Source organism: Micromonospora mangrovicola, from assembly GCF_047200535.1.
Taxonomy (GTDB): domain Bacteria; phylum Actinomycetota; class Actinomycetes; order Mycobacteriales; family Micromonosporaceae; genus Micromonospora.
Map to the genome: position 1 here is coordinate 26,592 of NZ_JBJZOG010000014.1, position 19,877 is coordinate 46,468.

General features: G+C 74.4%; 9 protein-coding genes. All 9 read right to left on the minus strand.

Going from position 1 to position 19,877, the window contains the following annotated elements; translation table 11 throughout:
- Positions 1 to 44: 44 nt before the first annotated feature.
- The 9 genes from ACL02O_RS08525 to ACL02O_RS08565 all read right to left on the minus strand — a co-directional run bounded on the left by ACL02O_RS08525 (position 45) and on the right by ACL02O_RS08565 (position 19,711).
- A complete protein-coding gene (locus tag ACL02O_RS08525) occupies positions 45 to 6,317 on the minus strand; it encodes an SDR family NAD(P)-dependent oxidoreductase (RefSeq protein ID WP_412817437.1) in 6,273 nt (2,090 codons plus the stop codon).
- Between the two features lie 309 nt (positions 6,318 to 6,626).
- A complete protein-coding gene (locus ACL02O_RS08530; protein WP_412817438.1) occupies positions 6,627 to 8,297 on the minus strand; it encodes an NAD(P)/FAD-dependent oxidoreductase in 1,671 nt (556 codons plus the stop codon).
- 49 nt (positions 8,298 to 8,346) lie between these two features.
- Positions 8,347 to 11,142 carry an ATP-binding protein gene (locus tag ACL02O_RS08535; RefSeq protein WP_412817439.1) on the minus strand — a complete coding sequence of 932 codons (2,796 nt, stop codon included), beginning with the start codon at positions 11,140 to 11,142 and terminating at the stop codon, positions 8,347 to 8,349.
- A gap of 12 nt (positions 11,143 to 11,154) precedes the next feature.
- A complete protein-coding gene (locus ACL02O_RS08540; RefSeq protein WP_412817440.1) occupies positions 11,155 to 12,414 on the minus strand; it encodes a cation:proton antiporter domain-containing protein in 1,260 nt (419 codons plus the stop codon).
- Positions 12,415 to 12,479: 65 nt separating this feature from the next.
- Complete coding sequence (locus ACL02O_RS08545) at positions 12,480 to 13,757, minus strand: NAD(P)/FAD-dependent oxidoreductase (RefSeq protein WP_412817441.1); 1,278 nt, start codon at positions 13,755 to 13,757, stop codon at positions 12,480 to 12,482.
- A gap of 622 nt (positions 13,758 to 14,379) precedes the next feature.
- Positions 14,380 to 15,717 carry an MFS transporter gene (locus ACL02O_RS08550; RefSeq protein WP_412817442.1) on the minus strand — a complete coding sequence of 446 codons (1,338 nt, stop codon included), beginning with the start codon at positions 15,715 to 15,717 and terminating at the stop codon, positions 14,380 to 14,382.
- Between the two features lie 85 nt (positions 15,718 to 15,802).
- The gene (locus ACL02O_RS08555; RefSeq protein WP_412817496.1) at positions 15,803 to 17,164 is read right to left on the minus strand and encodes an FAD-dependent oxidoreductase; all 1,362 of its coding nucleotides are present in this window, start codon (positions 17,162 to 17,164) and stop codon (positions 15,803 to 15,805) included.
- 133 nt (positions 17,165 to 17,297) lie between these two features.
- A complete protein-coding gene (locus tag ACL02O_RS08560; RefSeq protein WP_412817443.1) occupies positions 17,298 to 19,217 on the minus strand; it encodes an AfsR/SARP family transcriptional regulator in 1,920 nt (639 codons plus the stop codon).
- A gap of 308 nt (positions 19,218 to 19,525) precedes the next feature.
- Entirely contained in the window at positions 19,526 to 19,711 is a 186-nt protein-coding gene (locus ACL02O_RS08565; protein ID WP_412817444.1) for a hypothetical protein, read from the minus strand.
- Positions 19,712 to 19,877 lie beyond the last annotated feature (166 nt).

Below are 19,877 nucleotides of genomic sequence, written 5' to 3' on the forward strand. Positions count from 1 at the left end.
CGGTTCCTCGGGGCGGATGCGGTCGGGCGGGCGGTGCCGCGGGGTCAGCCGGTGGCGCTGGGCACCGGCGTCTCGGCGCCCGCACCGGCCGGCTCGGCGGCGGATGGTTCGGCGGTGCGGGCGAGCTGCTCACAGAGGGCGCCGGCCAGCGCACGGGCGCTGCCGTACGTCCACAGCAGGGTGGGCGACAGCCGCAGCCCGAACGCCTGCTCCAGCCGGTTGCGCAGTTCCAGGCCCATCAGCGAATCCAGGCCGAGGTCCTTGAACGGGGTCTCCCGGTCGACCCGGTCGGCGTCCAGCCGGAGCACCCGGCCGGCCAGCTCGCGCACCTTCGCCTCGGCCAGGGCGGCCCGTTCGGCGGCCGGCGTCTGCAGCAGCGTGCCCCGGAAGCCGTGCGTCGGGCCGGCGGCGTCCCCGTCCCGGGCCGCCGACCGCAGCCACTGCCAGCTCGGCAGCCCGGCGGTGTCCGGGTACGCGTCGAACCAGCGGCGCAGGTTCAGCGGCACGTACCCGACCACCGGCTCGTCGCGGCCGAGCATCCGCAGCAGCGCCGGCCACGCCTCCCCGGTGGGGAAGCTCTCCATGCCCCGCTCGGCCAGCCGGGCGCCCCGGTTCTCGTCGGCCGCGGCGAGGCCGACGTCGCCGAACGGGCCCCACTGCACGCTGAGCGCGGGCCGGCCGGCCCGCCGCCGGGCCTCGGCGAAGGCGTCCAGCCAGGCGTTCGCCGCCCCGTACGCGGCCTGGCCGGCGTTGCCGATCAGCGCGGCGGCCGAGGAGAAGAGCACGAACAGGTCCAGCGGGTCGTCGGCGGTGACCGCCTCCAGGGCCAGCGCGCCGTCCACCTTGGGCGCGAGCACCCGGGCCACCTGCTCGGCGGTGAGAGTGCCGACGGTCGCGTCGTCGAGCAGGCCGGCGGCGTGGAACACGCCGCGCACCGGCGGCAGGCCGGCGCGTACCTCGTGCAGCGTCCGGCGCAGCACGGCCTCGTCGGCCACGTCGCAGCGGAGCACCTCGACCGTGGCGGCACGGCGCAGCGCCGCCAACCGGGCCTGCGCGGCGGGCTTGGGCTCCGAGCGGCCGATGAGCACCAGCCCGCCGGCGCCGTGCGCGACGAGGAACTCGGCCAGGGCCAGGCCGAGCGCCCCGAGGCCACCGCTGATCAGGTAGGTCCCGTCCCGGAACCGCCCCCCGGGCAGCGGCACGGCGGTGACCGTGTCGACGGTGGTCGGGTCCGCGACCACCAGCTTGCCGATGTGCGTGCCGTGCGACATCTCGCGCAGCGCCTCGGCCGCCTCCGGGTACGGGAAGACCCGGGTGGGCAGCGGCGGGAGGGTGCCGTCGGCGATCCGCTGCCACACGTCGGCGAAGAGCCGGGCGAAGCGGTCGGGTCGCCGGTCCATCAGGCCGGCGAGGTCGACGGCGGCGAGGGTGATGCCCTTGCGGAAGGCGTCCAGGCCGATCGGCCGCCCGGCGTAGATGTCCTTCTTGCCGATCTCGATGAACCGGCCGTCCTCGGCGAGCACGTCGAGGCCGAGCGGGATCGCCGCGCCGGTCAGCGAGTTGAGCACGACGTCCACGCCCTGCCCACCGGTCGCCGCCCGTACCTGGGTGGCCCAGCCGAGGTCGCGGGAGTCGAAGACGTCGACGACGCCGAGCGCCCGCAGGCGCTCGCGCTTGGCCTCGCTGCCGGCGGTGGCGACGACCCGGGCGCCGAGGGCGCGGGCCACCCGCACCGCGGCCAGGCCCACCCCGCCGGCGGCGGAGTGCACCAGCACCGTCTCACCGGGAGCGAGGCGGCCGAGGTCGGCCAGGGCGTACCAGGCGGTGGCGTAGACCAGCGGAAGGGCGGCGGCGTCGGTGTCGGAGAGTTCCGCGGGGATCGGCCGGGTGTGCCCGGCCCGGACGGTGACGTGGCTGGCCAGCGCCCCGAAGACGCAGGCGGCCACCCGCTCCCCCGGCCGGGGCTCGGTGACCCCGTCGCCGACCGCGACGACCCGCCCGGCGCACTCGCCGCCGAGCAGGCCGGCCCCGCCGGACGGGTCGGGGTACGTGCCGACGGCCTTCATCACGTCGATGAAGTTGAGTCCGGTGGCGGTGACCTCCACCTCCACCTCACCCGGACCCGGAGCGCGTCGGGCCAGCGGGACCGGAACCACCCCTTCCCAGCGTCCCGGCCGGGAGGAGACGACCCGGAACGGCTGCGCCGCGGTGCGCGGGGCGGGCAGTTCGACGCCGTCCTCCTCGGGCAGTTCGCCGCGGGCCAGCCGGCCGACCCGCCGGCCGTCGGCGCGCAGCACCACCTGGTCGTCCTCCCCGCCGAGCAGTTCGGCGGCGCACCGGGCGGCCCGGTCCGGGTCGGTCGGGTCCACGTCGATCACCCGGGGGTCGAGTTCGCCGTGCTCCCGGCGGAGCGCCCGCAGGTAGCCCCAGTAGAGAGCCGCGCCCGGATCGGGCCGGTCGTCGGGCGTGGCCGCCTGCGCCCGGCTGGTGACCACGGCGAGCCGGGGCGGCACGCTCCGGCCGGCGCAGGCGCGGGCCACGGCGGTGAGCCGGAGCAGGCCCTGCCGCTGCGCGCCGAGGCCGGCCTCGGCGTCCGGCGCGACGAAGACCACGCCGGCGGCCTCCGCGCGGGGATCGGTGGCGAGCAGGTCGTTGCCGTCGTCGACCGGGTCGGCGCCGGCCGCCCGCAGCGCGGTCACCAGTTCGCCCCGGGACGCCGGGCCGCAGACCAGCCACCGGCCGGGGTCCGCCGGCACGGCCGGCGGCTCGGCGGGCGGCTCGGCGGGCGTCCAAACGAGGCGGTGCAGCCGGTCCGCGCCGTCGACGCCGCCGGCGGTCCGGGGTAGCGGGCGCAGCCGCAGCCCGCGCAGGGTCAGCACCGGCCGCTGCTCGACGCCGAGGACCCGCACGTCGTAGTGCTCGGCGTCGTGCCGGACCACGTGCGACCAGACGGTCGTCGGCGGCTCGTCGAGGTCGGTGTGCAGCAGGATCCGGTCCACGGCGACCGGCACCACGGCCTCGTCGCCGGGGCAGAGCGCGAGCGCCACCTGGAGGGCCCCGTCGGCGAGCGCCGGGTGCAGCGTGTGCGGCCGGTTGCCGGCGCGCAGCCGCTCGGGCAGGACCACCTCGCCGACCGCCTCCGCGCCGTCCGGGTGCACCCGCAGCGCCCGCACCGGGCGGAACGCCGGGCCGTAGTTGAGCCCCCGACCCGCCCACTCTCGGTAGAAGGCGTCCGGGTCGGTGGGGGCCGCTGCCTCGGCCCAGTCCGGGTAGCCGGGGGCCGGACCGTCGACCGGCCGGTAGGACACCCGCCCGCCGGCCGCGGCGGTCCAGCCGGCCGCGCCGTCGGGCAGGTGCAGCAGGCGTACGCTGCCGCCCTCGGTGACGTCGTCGCGCCACTCCACGGTCAGCCGCACGCCGTCGCCGGCGAAGGTGACCTCCCGGTCGAAGGTCACCTCGTCGAGGCTGCCGGGCCGGCCGCCGGTCCGCGCCCGCGCGGCCGACAGCAGCAGGCCGAGCATGGCCGCGCCGGGCAGCACCACGGCGTCGTGCACCCGGTGGTCGGCCAACCAGGGCTGCTCGGCCAGCGTCGGCGTGACCGGCGCGTGCCAGGTGTCGACCTGCCCGGGCGCCGGGGCGAGCGCCACCTCGAGACCGCGCCCACCCGTGCTGCGCCGGGGCCGGGCGGTCGGCCAGTATCGTTCCGGCCGCATCGGGTAGCCCGGCAGGTCCACCCGGCGGCCCTTGGGCAGCCCGCCGAAGGGGGCCAGCCCGGCCACGTACGACCGGGCCAGGGCACGGGCCATGTCCTCGGCGGCGCCCTGGTCGCGGCGCAGGGTGGAGAGCACCGCCACCGGTTCGGCGCGCTCGGCGGCGAGCTGCTCGACGGCCGGGGTGAGCACCGGGTGCGGACTGATCTCCACGACATGGGTGACGCCGTCGTCGAAGGCCTGTCGCATGGCGTCGGCGAAGAGCACCGGGTGGCAGAGGTTCTCCACCCAGTACCGGGCGTCGAGTTCGGGGCCGCCGAGCAGTCCGACCCGGACGGTCGAGAGCAGCGGCACGGTGCCGGCGCTCGGGCGCACCGGCTCCAGCGCGGCGAGCAGGTCGTCGCGGAGCGCCTCCATCTGCGGGCTGTGCGAGGCGTAGTCCACGTTGACCAGGCGGCAGAAGACCTCCTCGGCCTCCAGCAGTTCCTTGAGCGTGAGCACGTCGTCCCGGTCGCCGGAGAGCACACAGGACCGCGGGCCGTTGTGCACGGCCAGGGCAACCGTCTCCTCGAAGCCCTGCAGCGCCTCCCGGGCGCCGTCCCGGTCCAGGTCCACGGCGAGCATCAGACCCCGCCCGGAGGTCCGCCGGGCGATCGCGCTGCGCCGGGCCATCAGCAGGGCGGCGTCGGCGTAGGAGAGCGCGCCGGCCAGGGTGGCCGCGGTGATCTCGCCCTGGCTGTGGCCGAGCACCAGGTCCGGGTGCACGCCGTTGGCCCGCCACAGCTCGGCCAGGCCGAGCGACATCGCCCAGAGCGTCGGTTGGAGCATGTCGATCCGGGTGGTCCACTCGTCGCCCGCCTCGTCGGCGACGACCGCGGTGAGGTCCCAGGAGACGTGCGGGCGGAGCGCCTCGGCGCAGCGGCGCACCACGTCGGCGAAGACCGGGCTGCACTTGTACAGCTCCCGGCCCATCCCCCGCCACTGCGACCCCTGGCCGGGGAAGACGAACGCGGTTCGGCGGTGCGCCACGGCCCGGCCGCTGGGCAGGTCGGGATCCTCGGGCGCGTCCGGCCCGCTGGCGGCGAGCCGGGCCAGCCCTTCCCGCAGCGCGGCCGGCCGGTCGGCGACCACCGCCGCACGGAGCGGGAAATGGTCCCGGCGCCAGGCCAGGGTGCCGGCGACGGCGGGCAGGTCGGCCTCCGGCTCGGGCACCCGCTCGGCGAGTTCCCCGGCGAGCGCGGCGAGCGCGGCCGGCCGGCGGGCGGAGAGCGGCACCACGGCGGGCAGGCCGGTGTCCGGCGGCCCGCCGGCCGGGCCGGTGGCCGGCGTGGGGGCCGGGCCGATCACCGCGTGGGCGTTGGTGCCGCCCCAGCCGAAGGAGTTGACCCCGAGGTAGACCGGCTCGTCGGCGGGGAGCGGCAGCGGTTCCCGAACCACGGTGACGTTGAGCCGGTCGAACGGGATCTCCGGGTTGAGCGTGGCGGAGTGCAGGCTCGGCGGCACGGTGCGGTGCCGCAGCGCGAGCAGGACCTTGAACAGGCCGGCCATCCCGGCCGCCGCCTCGAGGTGGCCGATGTTGGTCTTCACCGAGCCGACCGGCAGCGGCCCGACGGTGCGGGCCCGGCCGAGCACCTCGCCGATCGCGCCGGCCTCGATCGGGTCACCCCGGCCGGTGCCGGTGCCGTGCGCCTCGACGTAGCCGATCTGGTCCAGCGGCACGGTGCCGTCGCCGTACGCCAGGCGGAGCAGCTCGCGCTGCCCGTCCGGGCTGGGGGTGACCAGGCTCTCCCCGCCGCCGTCGTTGTTGACCACGGACCGGACCAGCACGCCGTGCACCCGGTCGCCGTCGCGCAGCGCCCGGTCGAGGCGCTTGACCAGGATGGCGGCCACCCCCTCGCCACGGACGAACCCGTCGGCCCCGGCCGCGAAGGCGGCACACCGGCCGTTCGGGGAGAGCCCGCCGAAGTGGGTGAGTCCGATGGAGACGTCGGGGGCGAGGATCAGGTTGACCCCGCCGACGACGGCGGCGTCGATCTCGCCGGAGCGCAGCGCCTGCGCGGCGAGGTGCAGGGCGACCAGCGAGGACGAGCAGCCGGTCTCCACCGTCAGGCTGGGACCGCGCAGCTTCAGGGCGTACGACACCCGGGCGGCGATCACGTCGAGGGCGTTGCCCACCAGGCTGTGCTGGCTGGTCGGGGCGCCCCGCTCCCGGCGGGCGAGCTCGTAGTCGTGCCAGGACGCGCCCACGTAGACGCCGGTGCGGGTGCCGGCCAGGCCGGCGGCCGGCTGCCCGGCGTCCTCCAGCGCCCGCCAGGCGATCTCCAGCATGAGCCGTTGCTGCGGGTCGATGTCCTCGGCTTCGCGGGGCGAGATGCCGAAGAAGGCGGCGTCGAACTCCTCCACGCCGTCGAGGAAGCCCCCCACCGCCTGGATCTCGCGTTCCGGGTCCAGTTGGGCCGTGACGTCCCACCGCTGCGCCGGTACGCCGACGATGGCGTCGCCACGTCCGGTCAGCAGTCGCCACAGGGCCTCCGGATCGTCGGCGCCGGGGAAGCGTCCGGCCATGCCGACGATCGCGATCTGGTCTGCCGTGTCGAAGTCTGCCATCGCGTCCATTCACTGCCTTTTCGTCGACGGGACCGCGGCGGGAGAATGCAGGAATTGCGGTTACGACCGTTCGTCGCCCGGCGGTGTGGGAATTCCACGGGTGGTGGGCGAATTGTCGCCGCCCATCAGAATCTACGCGGGCGATGAATGGGCGGTAACCCCGATTCACCCTGTCCGCACCCGAGGCCGACCCCTATCGCAACCGCCCGCAGGAAGCGACGGAGACCAATGGGGACGGACCCCGCAACGCGCCGGCGGCGGCCCCGGTGGGGAACGCCGGGACCGCCGCCGCACCGCATAGGGGTGTGGTCAGGGGCGCAGCCGCATCCGGACCAGGCCGGCCGTGGCCCGGGTCATCATGCCGCCGATCTCCTTCGGTGCCTTGCTCCGGCTCCACACCGCGTTGCGCGCCATCTTCGACGGGGATGCGCTGAAGCAGCGGTTCTCCGGGTCGCCGAAGCCGAACGACGGGGGCAGGTAGTCGGCCGAGGCAATCTTGGCGAAGATCTGCGCGGCGCCGTCCTTCGGGGCCAGCGTGCCGGCCTCCACCGCCTGGCAGGTCTGCCGGGTGAAGACGCCCAACTCGCTGAACTTCTCACTGACCGGGAACGGCGATCCGGGATGGCGGCTGTCTTCCAGGGCGAGGAAAACCTTGTCGTCACCGCTGCGGGAATAGCGGAAGTAGGCGTCCTCGATGACGACGTTGCCGAGCATGGTGCCGAGCTGCCAGGTGCGGTTCACCGCATTCCACAAATCGTAGTCGCGGAAGGCGATGAACGAGCTGTAGACGATGTCGTCGTGGAAGTCGAACAATCCCTGCTGGAGCGTCTCCAGGTACTCGAACCGCTCGGTCGACCAGTTGCCGTCCCGAGCGGCCGCGATCAGCCGCCAGGCCATGATGTTGATCAGTTCGAGGGTGTTGGTCATCCCGCGTGAGTAGAGCGGGTCGATGAAGCCGGCCGCGTGCGAGGTCAGGCAGAACCGGTCCCCCACGATCTGCTTGGCCGAGTACTGCAGCCGGCCGGTGGAGACCCACGGCCGCACCGGCTTGGCGTCCTCGAACTGCCAGGCGATGTCCGGGAAGCGGCTCAGGAACTGCCGGAACTCCTCCTCCGGCGGCACGTCGGTCCTGGGGTGGACCCGGGGGTCGAGGGTCAACCCGACGCTGACCAAGGGGTTGAGCGAGTCCGGGTGGTTGTCGAACGGGATCACCCACATCCAGCCGCCGTCGAAGACGTGGTGCAACGTGCCGTGATGCCACGGGTTCGGCTGGTCGTGACCGCGCGCGGCGGCCGGCGACCCGTCGTACGGGCGGACCCCGATGAGATGCGTGAAGATGCTGCGCGAGTGCACCCGGGCCCGGGTGGGGACCTCCCGCAGCTCGAACTTGTCGGCCAGCGGCGACCGGAACCCGCCGGCGTCGACCACGTAGCTGGCCCGGAACTCCTCGCCGCGGTCCGAGCGCAGCACCGCGCCCTCGTCCGGGTCGATGTCCACGTCGACGACCCGGGTGTTGAGCCGGGTGTGCGCGCCGTACTTCACCGCGACCTGGAACAGGTACGTGTCCACGTCCTGCCGGAACAGGTGCGACTCGGTCCGCAGCATCGACGGGACGACCAGCTGGTTGATCTGCTTGGGGTCCTGCGGGGCGCCCTCGCGGTGGTAGACGAAGCCGAAGTTCTGCTTGCGGCCGCAGTTGCGGGAGACGTGCTTCTGCACGCCACGGAAGCTGGACAGCGGCTTGATCTCCGGCACGCCGTAGCGGTCCGCGATGATCCGGGTCATCCCGGACGTGAAGGGGATGGTGGACTCCCCGATCGCGAACCGTGGGTGGGCGCCGGCGTCCAACAGCAGCACCTTGACGCCGTTGCGGGCCAGCACCGCACCGAGCATGCCGCCAGCGATACCACTGCCGAGGATCGCCACATCGTACCGGTCGTCACGTCCCGATCCGGAGCTGTCGAGCGGCAATCTTCTCACCTCCTTCTCGTCGGAAAACGGTGTGCGGGGGCCCGACGGCCGGCGGGCCTCATCCCGCCACCGCCATGTCCAGCACGATCTCTTCGGGCAGGTCCGCCCGGGTCTTGACGCCGAGCTTGCGGAACGTCCGGGTCAGGTGCTGCTCCACCGTGCTGACCGTGATGCACAGCCGGCGGGAGATCTCACGGTTGGTGTGGCCGCGCGCGGCCAGCGCCGCCACCCGGCGTTCCGCCCCGGACAGCAGCGACAGCGCGGCCACCCGGCTCACCTGCTCGGCCGGGTCGGCCGGGTCGGGTCGGACCGGGCCGGCCTCCAGCGGCAGCCGGCGCAGGATCGGCCGGGCGCCGCAGGACCGGGCCAACCGGGCCGCCGTCTCGACCAGGGGCCGGGCCCGCGCGGGTCGGCCGGCCTGGTAGTGCAGGCAACCGAGGTCGCCCAGCGCCTGGGCGAGCTGGGCCTGGTCGCCGCAGCCGCGGAGCACCTCGACCGCCTCGGTGAGCAGGTCGGCGCGCTCCCCCGGCGGGCTGACCGCGGCCAGCACCCGCAGCGACATGCCCCGGGTCCGGGAGGCCCGCGGACCGACCAGGGCCAGCTGCTCGCGCGCGAGGGTCCGGGCCCGCGCGACGTCACCGGCGAGCAGGTACGCCTGGGCCGCCTCGGCCCGCCACGGCACCAGCGCCGGCCGGTCGAAGCCCCAGGAGGTCATCAGCTGGCCGCACGTGGTGAGGTCGTTGAGGGCGGCGTGCGGGCGGCCGTTCTCCAGCTGGAAGCGGCCCCGCGCGTGCAGGTAGTAGAGGCCGAACCGGCTCTTGAACATGCCCTCCGGCACCGGCATCTCCAGGTAGGTCGACGCCGCGTCGTGGTCGCCGGTGTCGGTGGCGGCCTGCACCAGGTTGGCCAGCGGGCCGCCGATGCAGACGCCCCAGCTCTCCAGCGGCACCTGCTTGAGCGCCGCCTCGGCAAGCTGCCGGGCCAGCAGCGGGTTGCCCTGGCGCAGCGCGATGCTGGCGCGCAGCGAGGCGAACTCGGCCTCCCAGAGCGGCACCTGCCAGGCCCGCGCCTCGGCCAGCCAGTGGTCGCACCAGCTCGCCGCGGCGGGCAGCCGGTCGGCGAACTGGAGGGTGGCCACGGCGCACATCAGCGCTTCCTGGGTCTTCTTGGTCAACCGCATGGCCCGCATGCACGCCTCGGCGTCGGCCACCGCCTCGTCCTCGTCGCCGCCGGTGAGCAGCGACGAGAGCGCCGCCGCGCTGCGTACCCGGGGGTCCCGGGTGGGTCGGGCGGGGTTGCGCTCCGGGCGCAGCCGCCCGGTCACCAGCGCCGGGTACGAGGCGGCGAGGATCTCCCGGGTCGCGCGCAGCTCCGCCGAACCGGCCGGGTCGTTCTCCTCGCCCCGGGCGACGATGCGCTCGACCGCCTCCGCCGCCTCCTCGAAGCGGCCGTGCCAGAGCAGATACTTCGCGAGCATCAGGGCGTGCCGGTCACCGAGCCGGCCCTCCCGCAGCGCCTCGGCCAGCTCGCCCAGATGCCGGGCGCTCATCGACGGGTTCAGCAGCCAGGCCGCGCTGGTCAGCAGGGCCTTCAGCGGGACGCGCAGGCTCTCGTCGGCGCAGATCCGCAGCGCCACCTCGGCGCAGGCGTACGCGTCGGCGGCCCGGTTCTCGACCAGGTGCCGCTCGGCCGCGGCACGCAGCACCGGCAGCGCCCAGTCGGGCAGCCCCCGGTCGGCGGCGACCAGGTGGCGGGCCACCCGGGTCGGCGGCGCACCGTCGGAGTAGAGCAGTTCGGCGGCGCGCCGGTGCAGTCGTGCCCGCTCGCTCGCCGGCACGCTGGCGCGCAGCGCGGTGATGGCGGCCGGATGCCGGAGGGCGTCCCCGTCGAGCAGGCCGGCGGCGCCGAGCGCGTCCAGCCCGCGCAGGACCGTGGCGGGTTCCTCGTCCTCGAGCAGGCGCACCGCCAGCGCGGCGCTGTCGGTTCCCTCGTCGAGCACCGCGAGCGCCTGCGCCACCCGCATCAGCACCGGCCGACCGCGCAGCACGCAGCTGAGCACGGCGTCGCCGTACGCCTCGCCGGCTCGGACCCGGGTCCCGGCGGCCGGCGGCCGCTCCCCGTTGCGCTGGTCCTCGACGAGCGCCCGGACCAGCAGCGGATTGCCCGCACTGACCTGGTGGATCTCGCCGGCCAGCGCGGCGGCGGTGTCGGGGTCCAGGTGACGGTGCAGCACGGTGGCCACCCCTGCCGGCGAGAGCCGCGGCAGCGGGATCCGGCGGTAGCTGGGCAGCCGGAGCAGCTCGGCGCGCAGCCGCGGGTTGGTCGGCCGGGACAGCACGCACTCGGCGACGACCACCGCCACCCGGGCGTTGCGCAGCCGGCCGAGCAGCTGGATCAGCCAGTGCTGGGAGACCGCGTCGGCGAACTGCACGTCGTCGACGCAGACGAGCACCGGCACCCGCTCGGCGACCTGGAGCACCTCGGTGCAGAGCTGGTGCAGGGCGGCGGCGGTTCCCGCGTCGAGGGTGCGCGGCTCGGCCTCCGGGACCGGCCCGGCCGCGCCGAGCCCGTCGAGCAGCGCGCCGATCCGGCCGGGGGCCGCCCAGGGCAGCTCGGCGTAACGGAGCAGTTGGCCGAGGACACCCCCGGGCGACTCCCGTTCGGCCCAGCAGCCCACCGCGGTGAGCACCGCGAAGCCGTCCGCCTCGGCCCGGCCGCGTACGGCGTCGAGCAGTTCCGACTTGCCGCAGCCGATGCCGCCGTTGATCAGGACGGCGCCGCCGGTGCCCGCGGCGCAGGCGGTCAGAACCTCCGCCAGCGCGGTCAGCTCAGGTCCACGTTCGACGAGGTGCATCTGTTTCTCCTCCTAAGCCGACGACCGGGCCGCCGGTACCAGGTCCGGCACCTTCGCCGGGACGGTGATCTCCACCGGCCGGCGGTAGATCCAGGCGAGCAGCGGGCCGGTCATCGCCGTGGTGACCAGCGCCATGACGACCATCAGCGAGTAGAGGGAGCCGTCGAGCAGACCGATCCGCAGCCCGACGTCCAAAATGATCAGCTCGGTGAGTCCGCGGGTGTTCAGCATCGTGCCGAGCGCCAGTGACGCGCGGGCGGGCAGGCCCTGCATCCGCGCCGCGAGGTAGGTGCCGCCGAGCTTGCCGGCCACGGCGGCCAGCAGGATGACGCCGAAGTCCAGCAGGCCGTCCAGGCCCACCCCGCCCAGGTCCACCTTGAGCCCGGCGACCACGAAGTAGACGGGGAGCAGAACGGCGGTGAGCTGGCCGGTCTGCCGTTGCACGGCCTCGCTGCGTCGCTCGGCGCCGCCGGTCGGCAGCACCAGGCCGAACAGGAACGCGCCGAAGATGAAGTGCATGCCCATCGCCTCGGTGGCGGCGGCCGAGAGCAGGGCGCCGCTGAGCACGGCGGCCAGCCGGGGGACGCTGATCGGATCGTCCGGATCACCGCCGGTCACCAGTCGCCGCAGCAGCGGCCGGACGACGACGAACATCACCGCGACGTACGGCAGGAGCAGTAGGACCCGCCAGTGCCCGTCCTCGCCGCCGATGGCGGCCTGCACGGCGGCCAGGGCCACCCAGGCCACCACGTCCACCACGGCGGCGGTCGCCAGGGCGAAGGTGCCGACGGCGGTCCGCGACAGCCGCCGGTCGGCGATGATCCGGGCGAGCACCGGGAACGCGGTCACCGACACGGAGAGGCCGACGAAGATCACGAACGCGACGGCGTCGCTGTGGCCGTGGCCGATCAGCAGGTACCACCCGAGGCCGAGGCCCAGGCCGAACGGCAGCAGGGTGGACCCGGCCGCCACCACGGCGGTGTTCCGTCCCATGCCGCGCAGCACACCGCGCTCCAGTTCGAGGCCGACCACGAACATGAACAGGGCCACCCCGACGTCCGCCATGCCGGACAGCAGCGGCCGGACCGCTGCCGGGAACAGGTTCGCGCCGATCCAGCCGCCGAGCAGGGTCGGCCCGAGCAGGATGCCGGCGAGGATCTCGCCGACCACCGGCGGCTGCCCCAACCCGACGGCGACCTCGCCGAACCCGCGGGCGAGCAGCAGGATCAGCGCCAGGTCGACGAACAACATCTGGATGGTGTGGCTGGTCATCGGGCCCCATTCGCTTCCGTGCGGGGCCACGCGGCAGCCGCCGGAGCGGCTGCCGCGTGGGTGGGTCAGGCTCCGACGGCGGCGGTCTCCGCGCGCTCGGCGATGAGGTCATCCACGTTGATGTTGAACAGCGGGTGACGGCCGCTGAGACCCGAGACCAGGGTGACGAAGTCCTGCCGCGGGTCGCGCTCCCGCTTCGGGTCGACGATCGTCTGGGCCTGCTCCCAGTAGAACTCCTTGTACCTGGTGCGGTCGTAGAACTTCCCGACGAAGGTGCGGATCTCGTCGAAGAACGCCCGGTACGCGGTCGCGTACCGCTCGAGCGCGGCGTCCTCGATCTCCGGGTGCTCCAGCACCTTGTCGACGATCTTCGACAGGGCGCTGCCGGCCAGGGTGGCCAGCGCCACGCCGGTGGAGAAGAGCGGGTCGACGAAGGCGGCGGCGTCGCCGACCAGCGCCCACCCCGGGCCGTAGAACCGGTCGCAGGTGTACGACCAGTCGCGGGCCGACCGGAAGCCGGTGGACTGGCGGGCGTTCTGGAGCAGTTCCTTGAGCTGGGTGGACCGGGCGAGCTGCGTCCGGAACAGGTCCTCCAGCGAGTCGTCGGAGGCGGCGGCCGCCGCGGAGGCGGTGACGTAGCCGACGCTCATCGTGCCCTTGTCGATCGGGATACCCCAGAACCAGCCACCCTCGAGCCCCTCGATGAGGATGTTGGTGTACTCGTCGCCGGGGAGCCGGTCGGCGTTGTCGAAGTAGGTCCAGACCGCGACGTTGCGCATGTCCTCGTGCCAGTTGACGTTGCTCAGCTTGCGGCCCAGCACGCGCGCCTGGCCGGAGGCGTCGATCACCAGAGTGGCCCGGGCCTCCTGGACCTCCTCGGAGCCCCGGATCGTGTAGCGGACGCCGACGACCCGGCCGTCCTCCTCGATGGCCTCCTTGACCGTCGCCTCCTCGATCACATGCGTGCCCAGCTCCCGCGACCGGTCGAGGATCATCGAGTCCAGGTCGGCCCGGCGGACGTGGTACGAGTAGCTGTAGGGGCCGCCCTCGATGAACGAGAAGCCCCACGGGATCTTCTGGGCACCCCAGACCAGGGTGCCGCCGTGCTTCTTCTCGAAGCCGCGCTGCTCCATCCGGTCGAGGAGCTTCAGCTCCTCCATCGGCCGCATGAAGCCCGGGATGAGGGACTCCCCGATGTGGTAGCGGGGGAAGCGCTCGCGGTCCAGCACGAGGACCCGCCGGCCGCGCTCGCTCAGCAGCGCTGACAACGTGGCGCCAGCGGGGCCGCCACCGATGACGACGACGTCGAAGTCGTCTGGGATGCCGTAGAGATTGGACGACATTCGCAACTCTCCCTTGATCGGGCCACGAAAGGGCGCGCGACCCGGGCGGACCGATGTCTGACGACCGGCCCCGCGCGGTCCGACGAGCGGGTCCCGGGTGCGCCAGGCCAGTTTGCGCAGGCCGTTCTGCAGACCCTCTGGACGCGGTCTTAAGGGGCTCTGCCGGCCTCGGGTCGCGTCGGCGGACCGACGCGGACGGCCTCTCGGGGCGGCTCGCCCGGCCGGCATTTCCACAAGGTCCGGGCAGCTCAATGACGGTCTCCGCAGCCGGCCGACGGATTCTCCACAATGGATGCCGCCGGTTCGGATGTGGGTGGTGGCCACCGGCGCCGGAATCCCGCCGGCAGGACCGGTGGCACCGACTGCACGATGCATCCTGCAGGCTGCGCCGGGCGCGGGTGAGCCGCCCCGCCCGCGCCCGCCCGCTGGCGTCCGGGCGCACCGCGCGAACCAGGGGATCCGTTGACGTCAGGAAGTCTGCTGCCCGATCGAGCCGGGAGGCGGCCGGCTGTGGGCGGTGCGTCAGGCTCCGCGTGCGGGTCGGCCCGCACGCCGTGGTGGAGTCGGGGCGAGCCGGCGGGTGGACGCCGTGGGACGCACGGAAGCGCGGCAGTGCGCGGGCTCAGGCGGGACGTTCGGCGCCGGCCGGGGCCGGCTCCCGTGCCGCCGGATCTCGGCCGCCGGCGGGCGGACCGAACCGGCCGGTCGCCGCGACAGCGGCTGCGAGCAGGGCCAGCCCCACCCCGACCAGCGCCGCCGCGTGCAGGCCGGACACGTAGGCCAGCCGGGCCGCCGCCCGCAGTTCCGCGCCCGCCGGGCCGGCCTCCTCCGCCCGGCGCAGGGCAACGCCCAGGTGGGCACCGAGGGCCGTGGAATCGGCCCGGTACGCCAGGGTCAGCACCGTGCCGGCGAGCAGCACGCCGACCGCTCCGGCGACCTGGCGTACGGCGGTGGTGAAGCGGACCACGCCGAGCAGTTCGTCCGGCCTCTCCGCGGTGGCCGCCCGCATCGCGCTGGTCAGCATCGCGCCAAGGCCCGCCCCGACGGCGACCAGTCCCACCGTGACCCGGGCGGCGGTGGTGGCGGTGCCCGCCGCGGCGAACAGCGCCAGGCCGGCAGCGACCAGCACGGCACCGGCCACCGCGGGCGCCCGTGGGCCGACCCGGGCGCCGAGCCGCTCGCCGAGGCCCCCGCCCACCAGCAGGGCCCCCACCAGCGGCAGCAGCCGCAGACCGGCGGACAGCCCGCGGGCGGAGCCGACCCCGTCGAGGTACGGCGTCAGCACGAACAGGAACCCGTTCATGAGCAGGTACACCAGCGCCAGCACCAGGACCGGACGGCTCAGCCGGGAACCGCCGTCGCCGGCCGGCCCGCCCCGCGCCGCCCGCGACTCGGGGAAGAGCACCGCCACGAGCAGCGCGGCCACCACCACGATCGGCGGGTCGACCAGGAAGACGGAGCCCCACCAGTACCGTTGCAGCAGCGCGCCGGCCACCAGGGGACCGAGGCAGAGCCCGAGGCTCACCGCGGCGGAGGCCACCGCGAACGCCCGGACCCGCTCCTCGGGCGGGAACAGCACCGGCAGCATCGCCATCGCGGTCGGCATGACGACGGCGGCGCCGACGCCCATGGTCACCCGGGCGACCAGCAGGGCGGTCACGCTGTCGGCCAGCGCCGCACCGACCGCGCCGAGCCCGAGGACCAGCAGGCCCGCCAGGAGTACGCGCCGCCGGCCGAGCCGGTCGGCGAGGGCGCCGAGCGGCACCATCAGCAGGCCGAAGGCGAGCAGGTAGCCGACGAAGACGCCCTGGAGCTGACCGGCCGAGGCCGGAAGCGTGACCATCAGCTCCGGCAGCGCCAGGAAGACGGTCGTGGTGTCGAGCCCGATCAGCAGCAGGCAGGCCACCACCGCGGCCAGGGCCCACCAGCGTCGCGGCCGGGGTGGGGTCGGCGGTGCCACGGCAGCTCCCTTTCTCGACGATGGACGGTCGGCACGGTCGCGGCGACCGGCGGGCGGGCCGGTCACGTCCGGCCCGCCCGGTGGCTCAGCGGGCCCGCGCGGACTGCGCGATCACCTCGGCGCGGGCCGGCGAGCGGCGGGCGGCCACCAGCGAGCGCAGCACCGTCGCGGGCCGCAGCAGCGCCGACGGCGGGCAGAGCAGGTGCTGCATCTCCAGCAGCACCTTGTGCACCTCGGGCGAGACGTGGCTGGCTAGCATCGCCTCGCGGGCGTACCGGTTGATCAGGTCGGTGCCGAACGGCTTGGGCCCGGTGGTCTCCGGGTAGGCGAAGTCGCCCCCCGTCGCCATCCGCCACGGCGTCTCCAGCACCTCCGCCGCGGCCCGGTAGTAGTGCCGGGCCATCTCGGCCGAGGCGGTGCCGAACCTGTCGAGGCTGCGGCCGAGCGCCAGAGCCTCCAGGGTGGCGGCGGTCATGCCCTGCCCGTACAGCGGGTTGAAGCTGCAGACGGTGTCGCCGAGGGCGACGTACCCGGCGGGCAGCCGGTCCAGGCGTTCGAAGAAGCGGCGGCGGGCGGCCGGGAACTGCCGGGTCTCCAGGTCGCTCAGCGGCTCGGCCTTCTTGATCAGGTGGGCGATGGCCGGCGAGGGCAGGCCCTCGGCGAAGTCGAGGAAGCCGGCCGGGTCGGCCGGCGCGTGCTCCTTGTGCCAGCCGCCGATGGTCACCACCCACCGGTCGCCCTCGACGGCGAAGGCCGCCGCCGCCCGCTTGTGGTGCGGCGGCACCGCGGCCATCAGGGCGAGCAGCGTACCGTCGGGCAGGTCCCCGGGCTGCCGGCTGTAGATCCGGCTCGTGTAGCCGACGTCGATCCGGACGACGGCGTTCTCCGGCGCCGGGCACTCGAGCTTCTCCAGCCAGCGGTCGGACCGGCCGCCGCCGCGCCCGGTGGCGTCCACCACGAGATCCGCCGCGAGGGTACGGCCGTCGTCCAGTTCCACCCCCGTGACCCGGCCACTGACGCCGGTGAGGCCGGAGACGGCGCGCTGGTCGTGGACGGTCACGTTGGCCAGCCCCAGGACCCGCTTGCGTACCGTGAACTCCAGGAACGCCCGGGTCTGGCTGATCCCGAGCATGCCGCTGCGGAACCGCACCCGCAGCCCGCCCATCTGATGGAACAGCAGGTCCGCGCCGGGGTCGAAGGGCACCGCCCCGCCGGCGATCAGCTCGTCGGTCAGGCCCGGGTACAGCTCCTCGAGAGCGAGCCGACCACTGATGAGCAGGGCGTGCGCGTGCATGCCGTGCGGCACACCCCGGCGGTCCCGGGCGTGTTCGGTCGGGAAGCTGTCCCGGTCGACGACGGTGACCCGTTCGAACCGGCGGGCGAGGGCGGTGGCCGCGGCCATTCCGCCGATGGAGCCACCTACGACGATGGCATGGCTACCGATCATGCTCACGGACTCTCCTCAGGGCTGGCTGTCGGGAAGCGAGACCATCGGGTGGCGCGCAGCTCGGCGGCGCCGCCGGGTGTGCTGAGTCTGCCGCCGCAGGTCTGGAGGTTCTCTGGTCGATGTCTGAACGGGCTCAGGCGGCACTCTCCTCGTACTGGCGGAGGGCCTCCTCCCGGCGCTGGAGGCCGAGCATCCGGCCCAGCGCGGCCATCCGGCTGGCCCGGGTCTCGGCCTCGCTGCACTCGGTGGCGTAGACGCGGACCAGCGGCGGGAACCGGTGCAGGCAGCCGGTCACCTCCTCGAGGAGGTGGTGGTCGGCGAGGACCTGGAGCTGGTTCTGCGCCTCGGCGCGGGTCAGCCCGGCGAGCGCGGCCGCCATCTGGGTGGTGACCGCGGTGCTCGGACAGCAGCCGAGCATGCGGAACATCCGGGCGGCCTCGGGCGGCAGCCCGTGGTAGGAGACGGCCAGCGCGGCCCGCACGTCGGTGCTCGAGTCGCCGCGCACCGCGAGATGGTCGAGCCGGGTGTGTGGCAGCCGGTACCGACGGACCAGGTCGCCGGGGGTGAGGGTGGGCTCGGCGGCCAGCGTCATGGCCGCGATGCGCAGCGCCAGGGGCAGCCGTCCACACAGCTCCGCCAGCTCGGCGACGTCGTTGGCCCGGCCGGTCAGCCGGCCGGCGCCGGTCAGGTTGGCGAGCAGGTCGGTGGCCTCCGCCGTGGAGACCGGCCCCAGCGTGAGCCGGTACGCCCCGTCGCGGGCGGCGAGCCCGCGTTGCCGGCGGCGGCTGGTCACCAGGACGCAGGCGGGCCCGCCCGGAATGAGCGGGCGGATCTGCTCCGGGTCCGCCGCGTCGTCGAGGACCACCAGCATCCGCCGCCCGTGCAGCACGCTGCGGTAGAACGCGCTGGCCGCGTGGAGCTCGTCGGGGATGTCCTGCTGGTCGATGCCGACGCTGACCAGCGCGAAGGTGAGGGCGTCCAGGGGGGACAACGGTGGTGCACCGCCCGCGGCGGAGCCGCGGAGGTCGACGAAGAGCTGCCCGTCCGGAAAGCCGGCGGCGATCTCGTGGGCCAGTTCGAGGACGAAGGCGGTCTTGCCGGCGCCCGGTCCGCCCTCGATCGCGGCGACGGTGGTCGCGCCGCGGTGCTGCCGGTCCCGCTCGACCACCTCGCGCAGCCGGGCCAGCTCGGCCTGGCGACCGGCGAACCCGCGCGGCCGACAGGGCAGCTGGGCCGGCCGGCGCAGGTCGCCGGGGCGTGGCTCGGGCGAGGCGGGAACCTCCGCCGGCAGCTCGGGCGCCGGCTCGTCCAGGTCGGGGTGCCCGGCCAGGATCTGGTTGTGCAGGTCGCGCAGTTCGAGAACCGGCTCGATGCCCAGTTCCTCACGGAGCAGCTGCCGGGTCTGCCGGTAGAGGCTCAACGCGTCGGCCTGCCGGCCGCTGCGGTAGAGGGCGAGCATCAGTAGCCCGCGCAGCTTCTCACGCAGCGGTTCCTTGGCCACCGCTGCGGAGAGCACGGTGACCGCGTCCGCCGCCCGGTGCAGGTCGAGCAGAAGCTCGGCCAGCTCCTCCACCACGGTCAGCCGCTGTTCCTGCAGGCGGGTCCGCTCCACCGCGGCGAACGGCCCGGGTACGCCGAAGTACGCCTCGCCGCGCCACAACCGCAGCGCCGACTGGTAGACCTCGGCCGCCTTCGGGTGGTCGCCCTCCTCCCGCAACCGGCGGGCCTGCCGGTGCCGGGTCGCGAAGAGGGTCGTGTCCAGGTCGTCGGGGTCCATGAACAGCGCGTACCCGCCGCCGGTGGAGACCAGGACGTCCCCGAGTTCCCGCCGGCTACGTCCCGGTTCCAGCACGCGGCGCAGGCCCGCGACGTACGTGTGCACCCCGTTGGCGGCGGTCGGCGGCACCTCGCTGCCCCAGACCGCGTCGATGATCTCCTCAAAGCCGACCACGTCGTTGATTCGACTGGCCAGCAGGCCGAGCACCGCCCGCTGTTTCGGCGGCCCGAGCGTGATCTCGACCCCGTGCCGCCAGGCGCGCATGGGGCCGAGCACGGCCAGACACAGTGAATCCTGAACTTGTCGCACCGAACGCCTCCCCCAGCGTCCGCGCGGGGTCCCGAGGGCCGGATTACCACCGATCCTCGGTCCCGGCGGCAGACCACCACCGTCGTTGCCGCCCACCGCCTCCCCGCGCCCGGCCGGTCGACCCGCGCGGGTGCTCGACCGGGCCACCCGGAGCGTCAATTCCCGGTGGGCTTTCTGAATGGACCGTCCGAGGGCCGGCCGGAGCCGGACCGTTAACCGGGCGACCCAATCACGCCTCGTTGATTCTGGTCCTATTTAGTTGATTCTGGCCCTGTTCAATTGTGCTCCGCGTTCCCTTTCACCGATGCGTCGGCGGGACGGGTCGGCGGTGGCGAACGGCGGAGCACCGAACCAGACTCCGCCCGCATCGGCAGGATCGGAGAAGACTCTGCCAGGGACAGCGCGCCCGTAACCACTCCCAGATTGCTGTGAGCGAGGAAGCGCCTGCGCAGGGTGGTCATCGACCGCGGGCTATTCATGTCGCACTCCCGACAAACGTCTCATGTGGAGTATGCGGCATTCGACCGGAGCCGACATCTGCCGGCAACATTCCTGCCCCCAGCGTTTACCGACAGCTCTTCGAGCACCGGGCAAACGCGGCCAGAAAACTTTCACCGTCAATTTCCC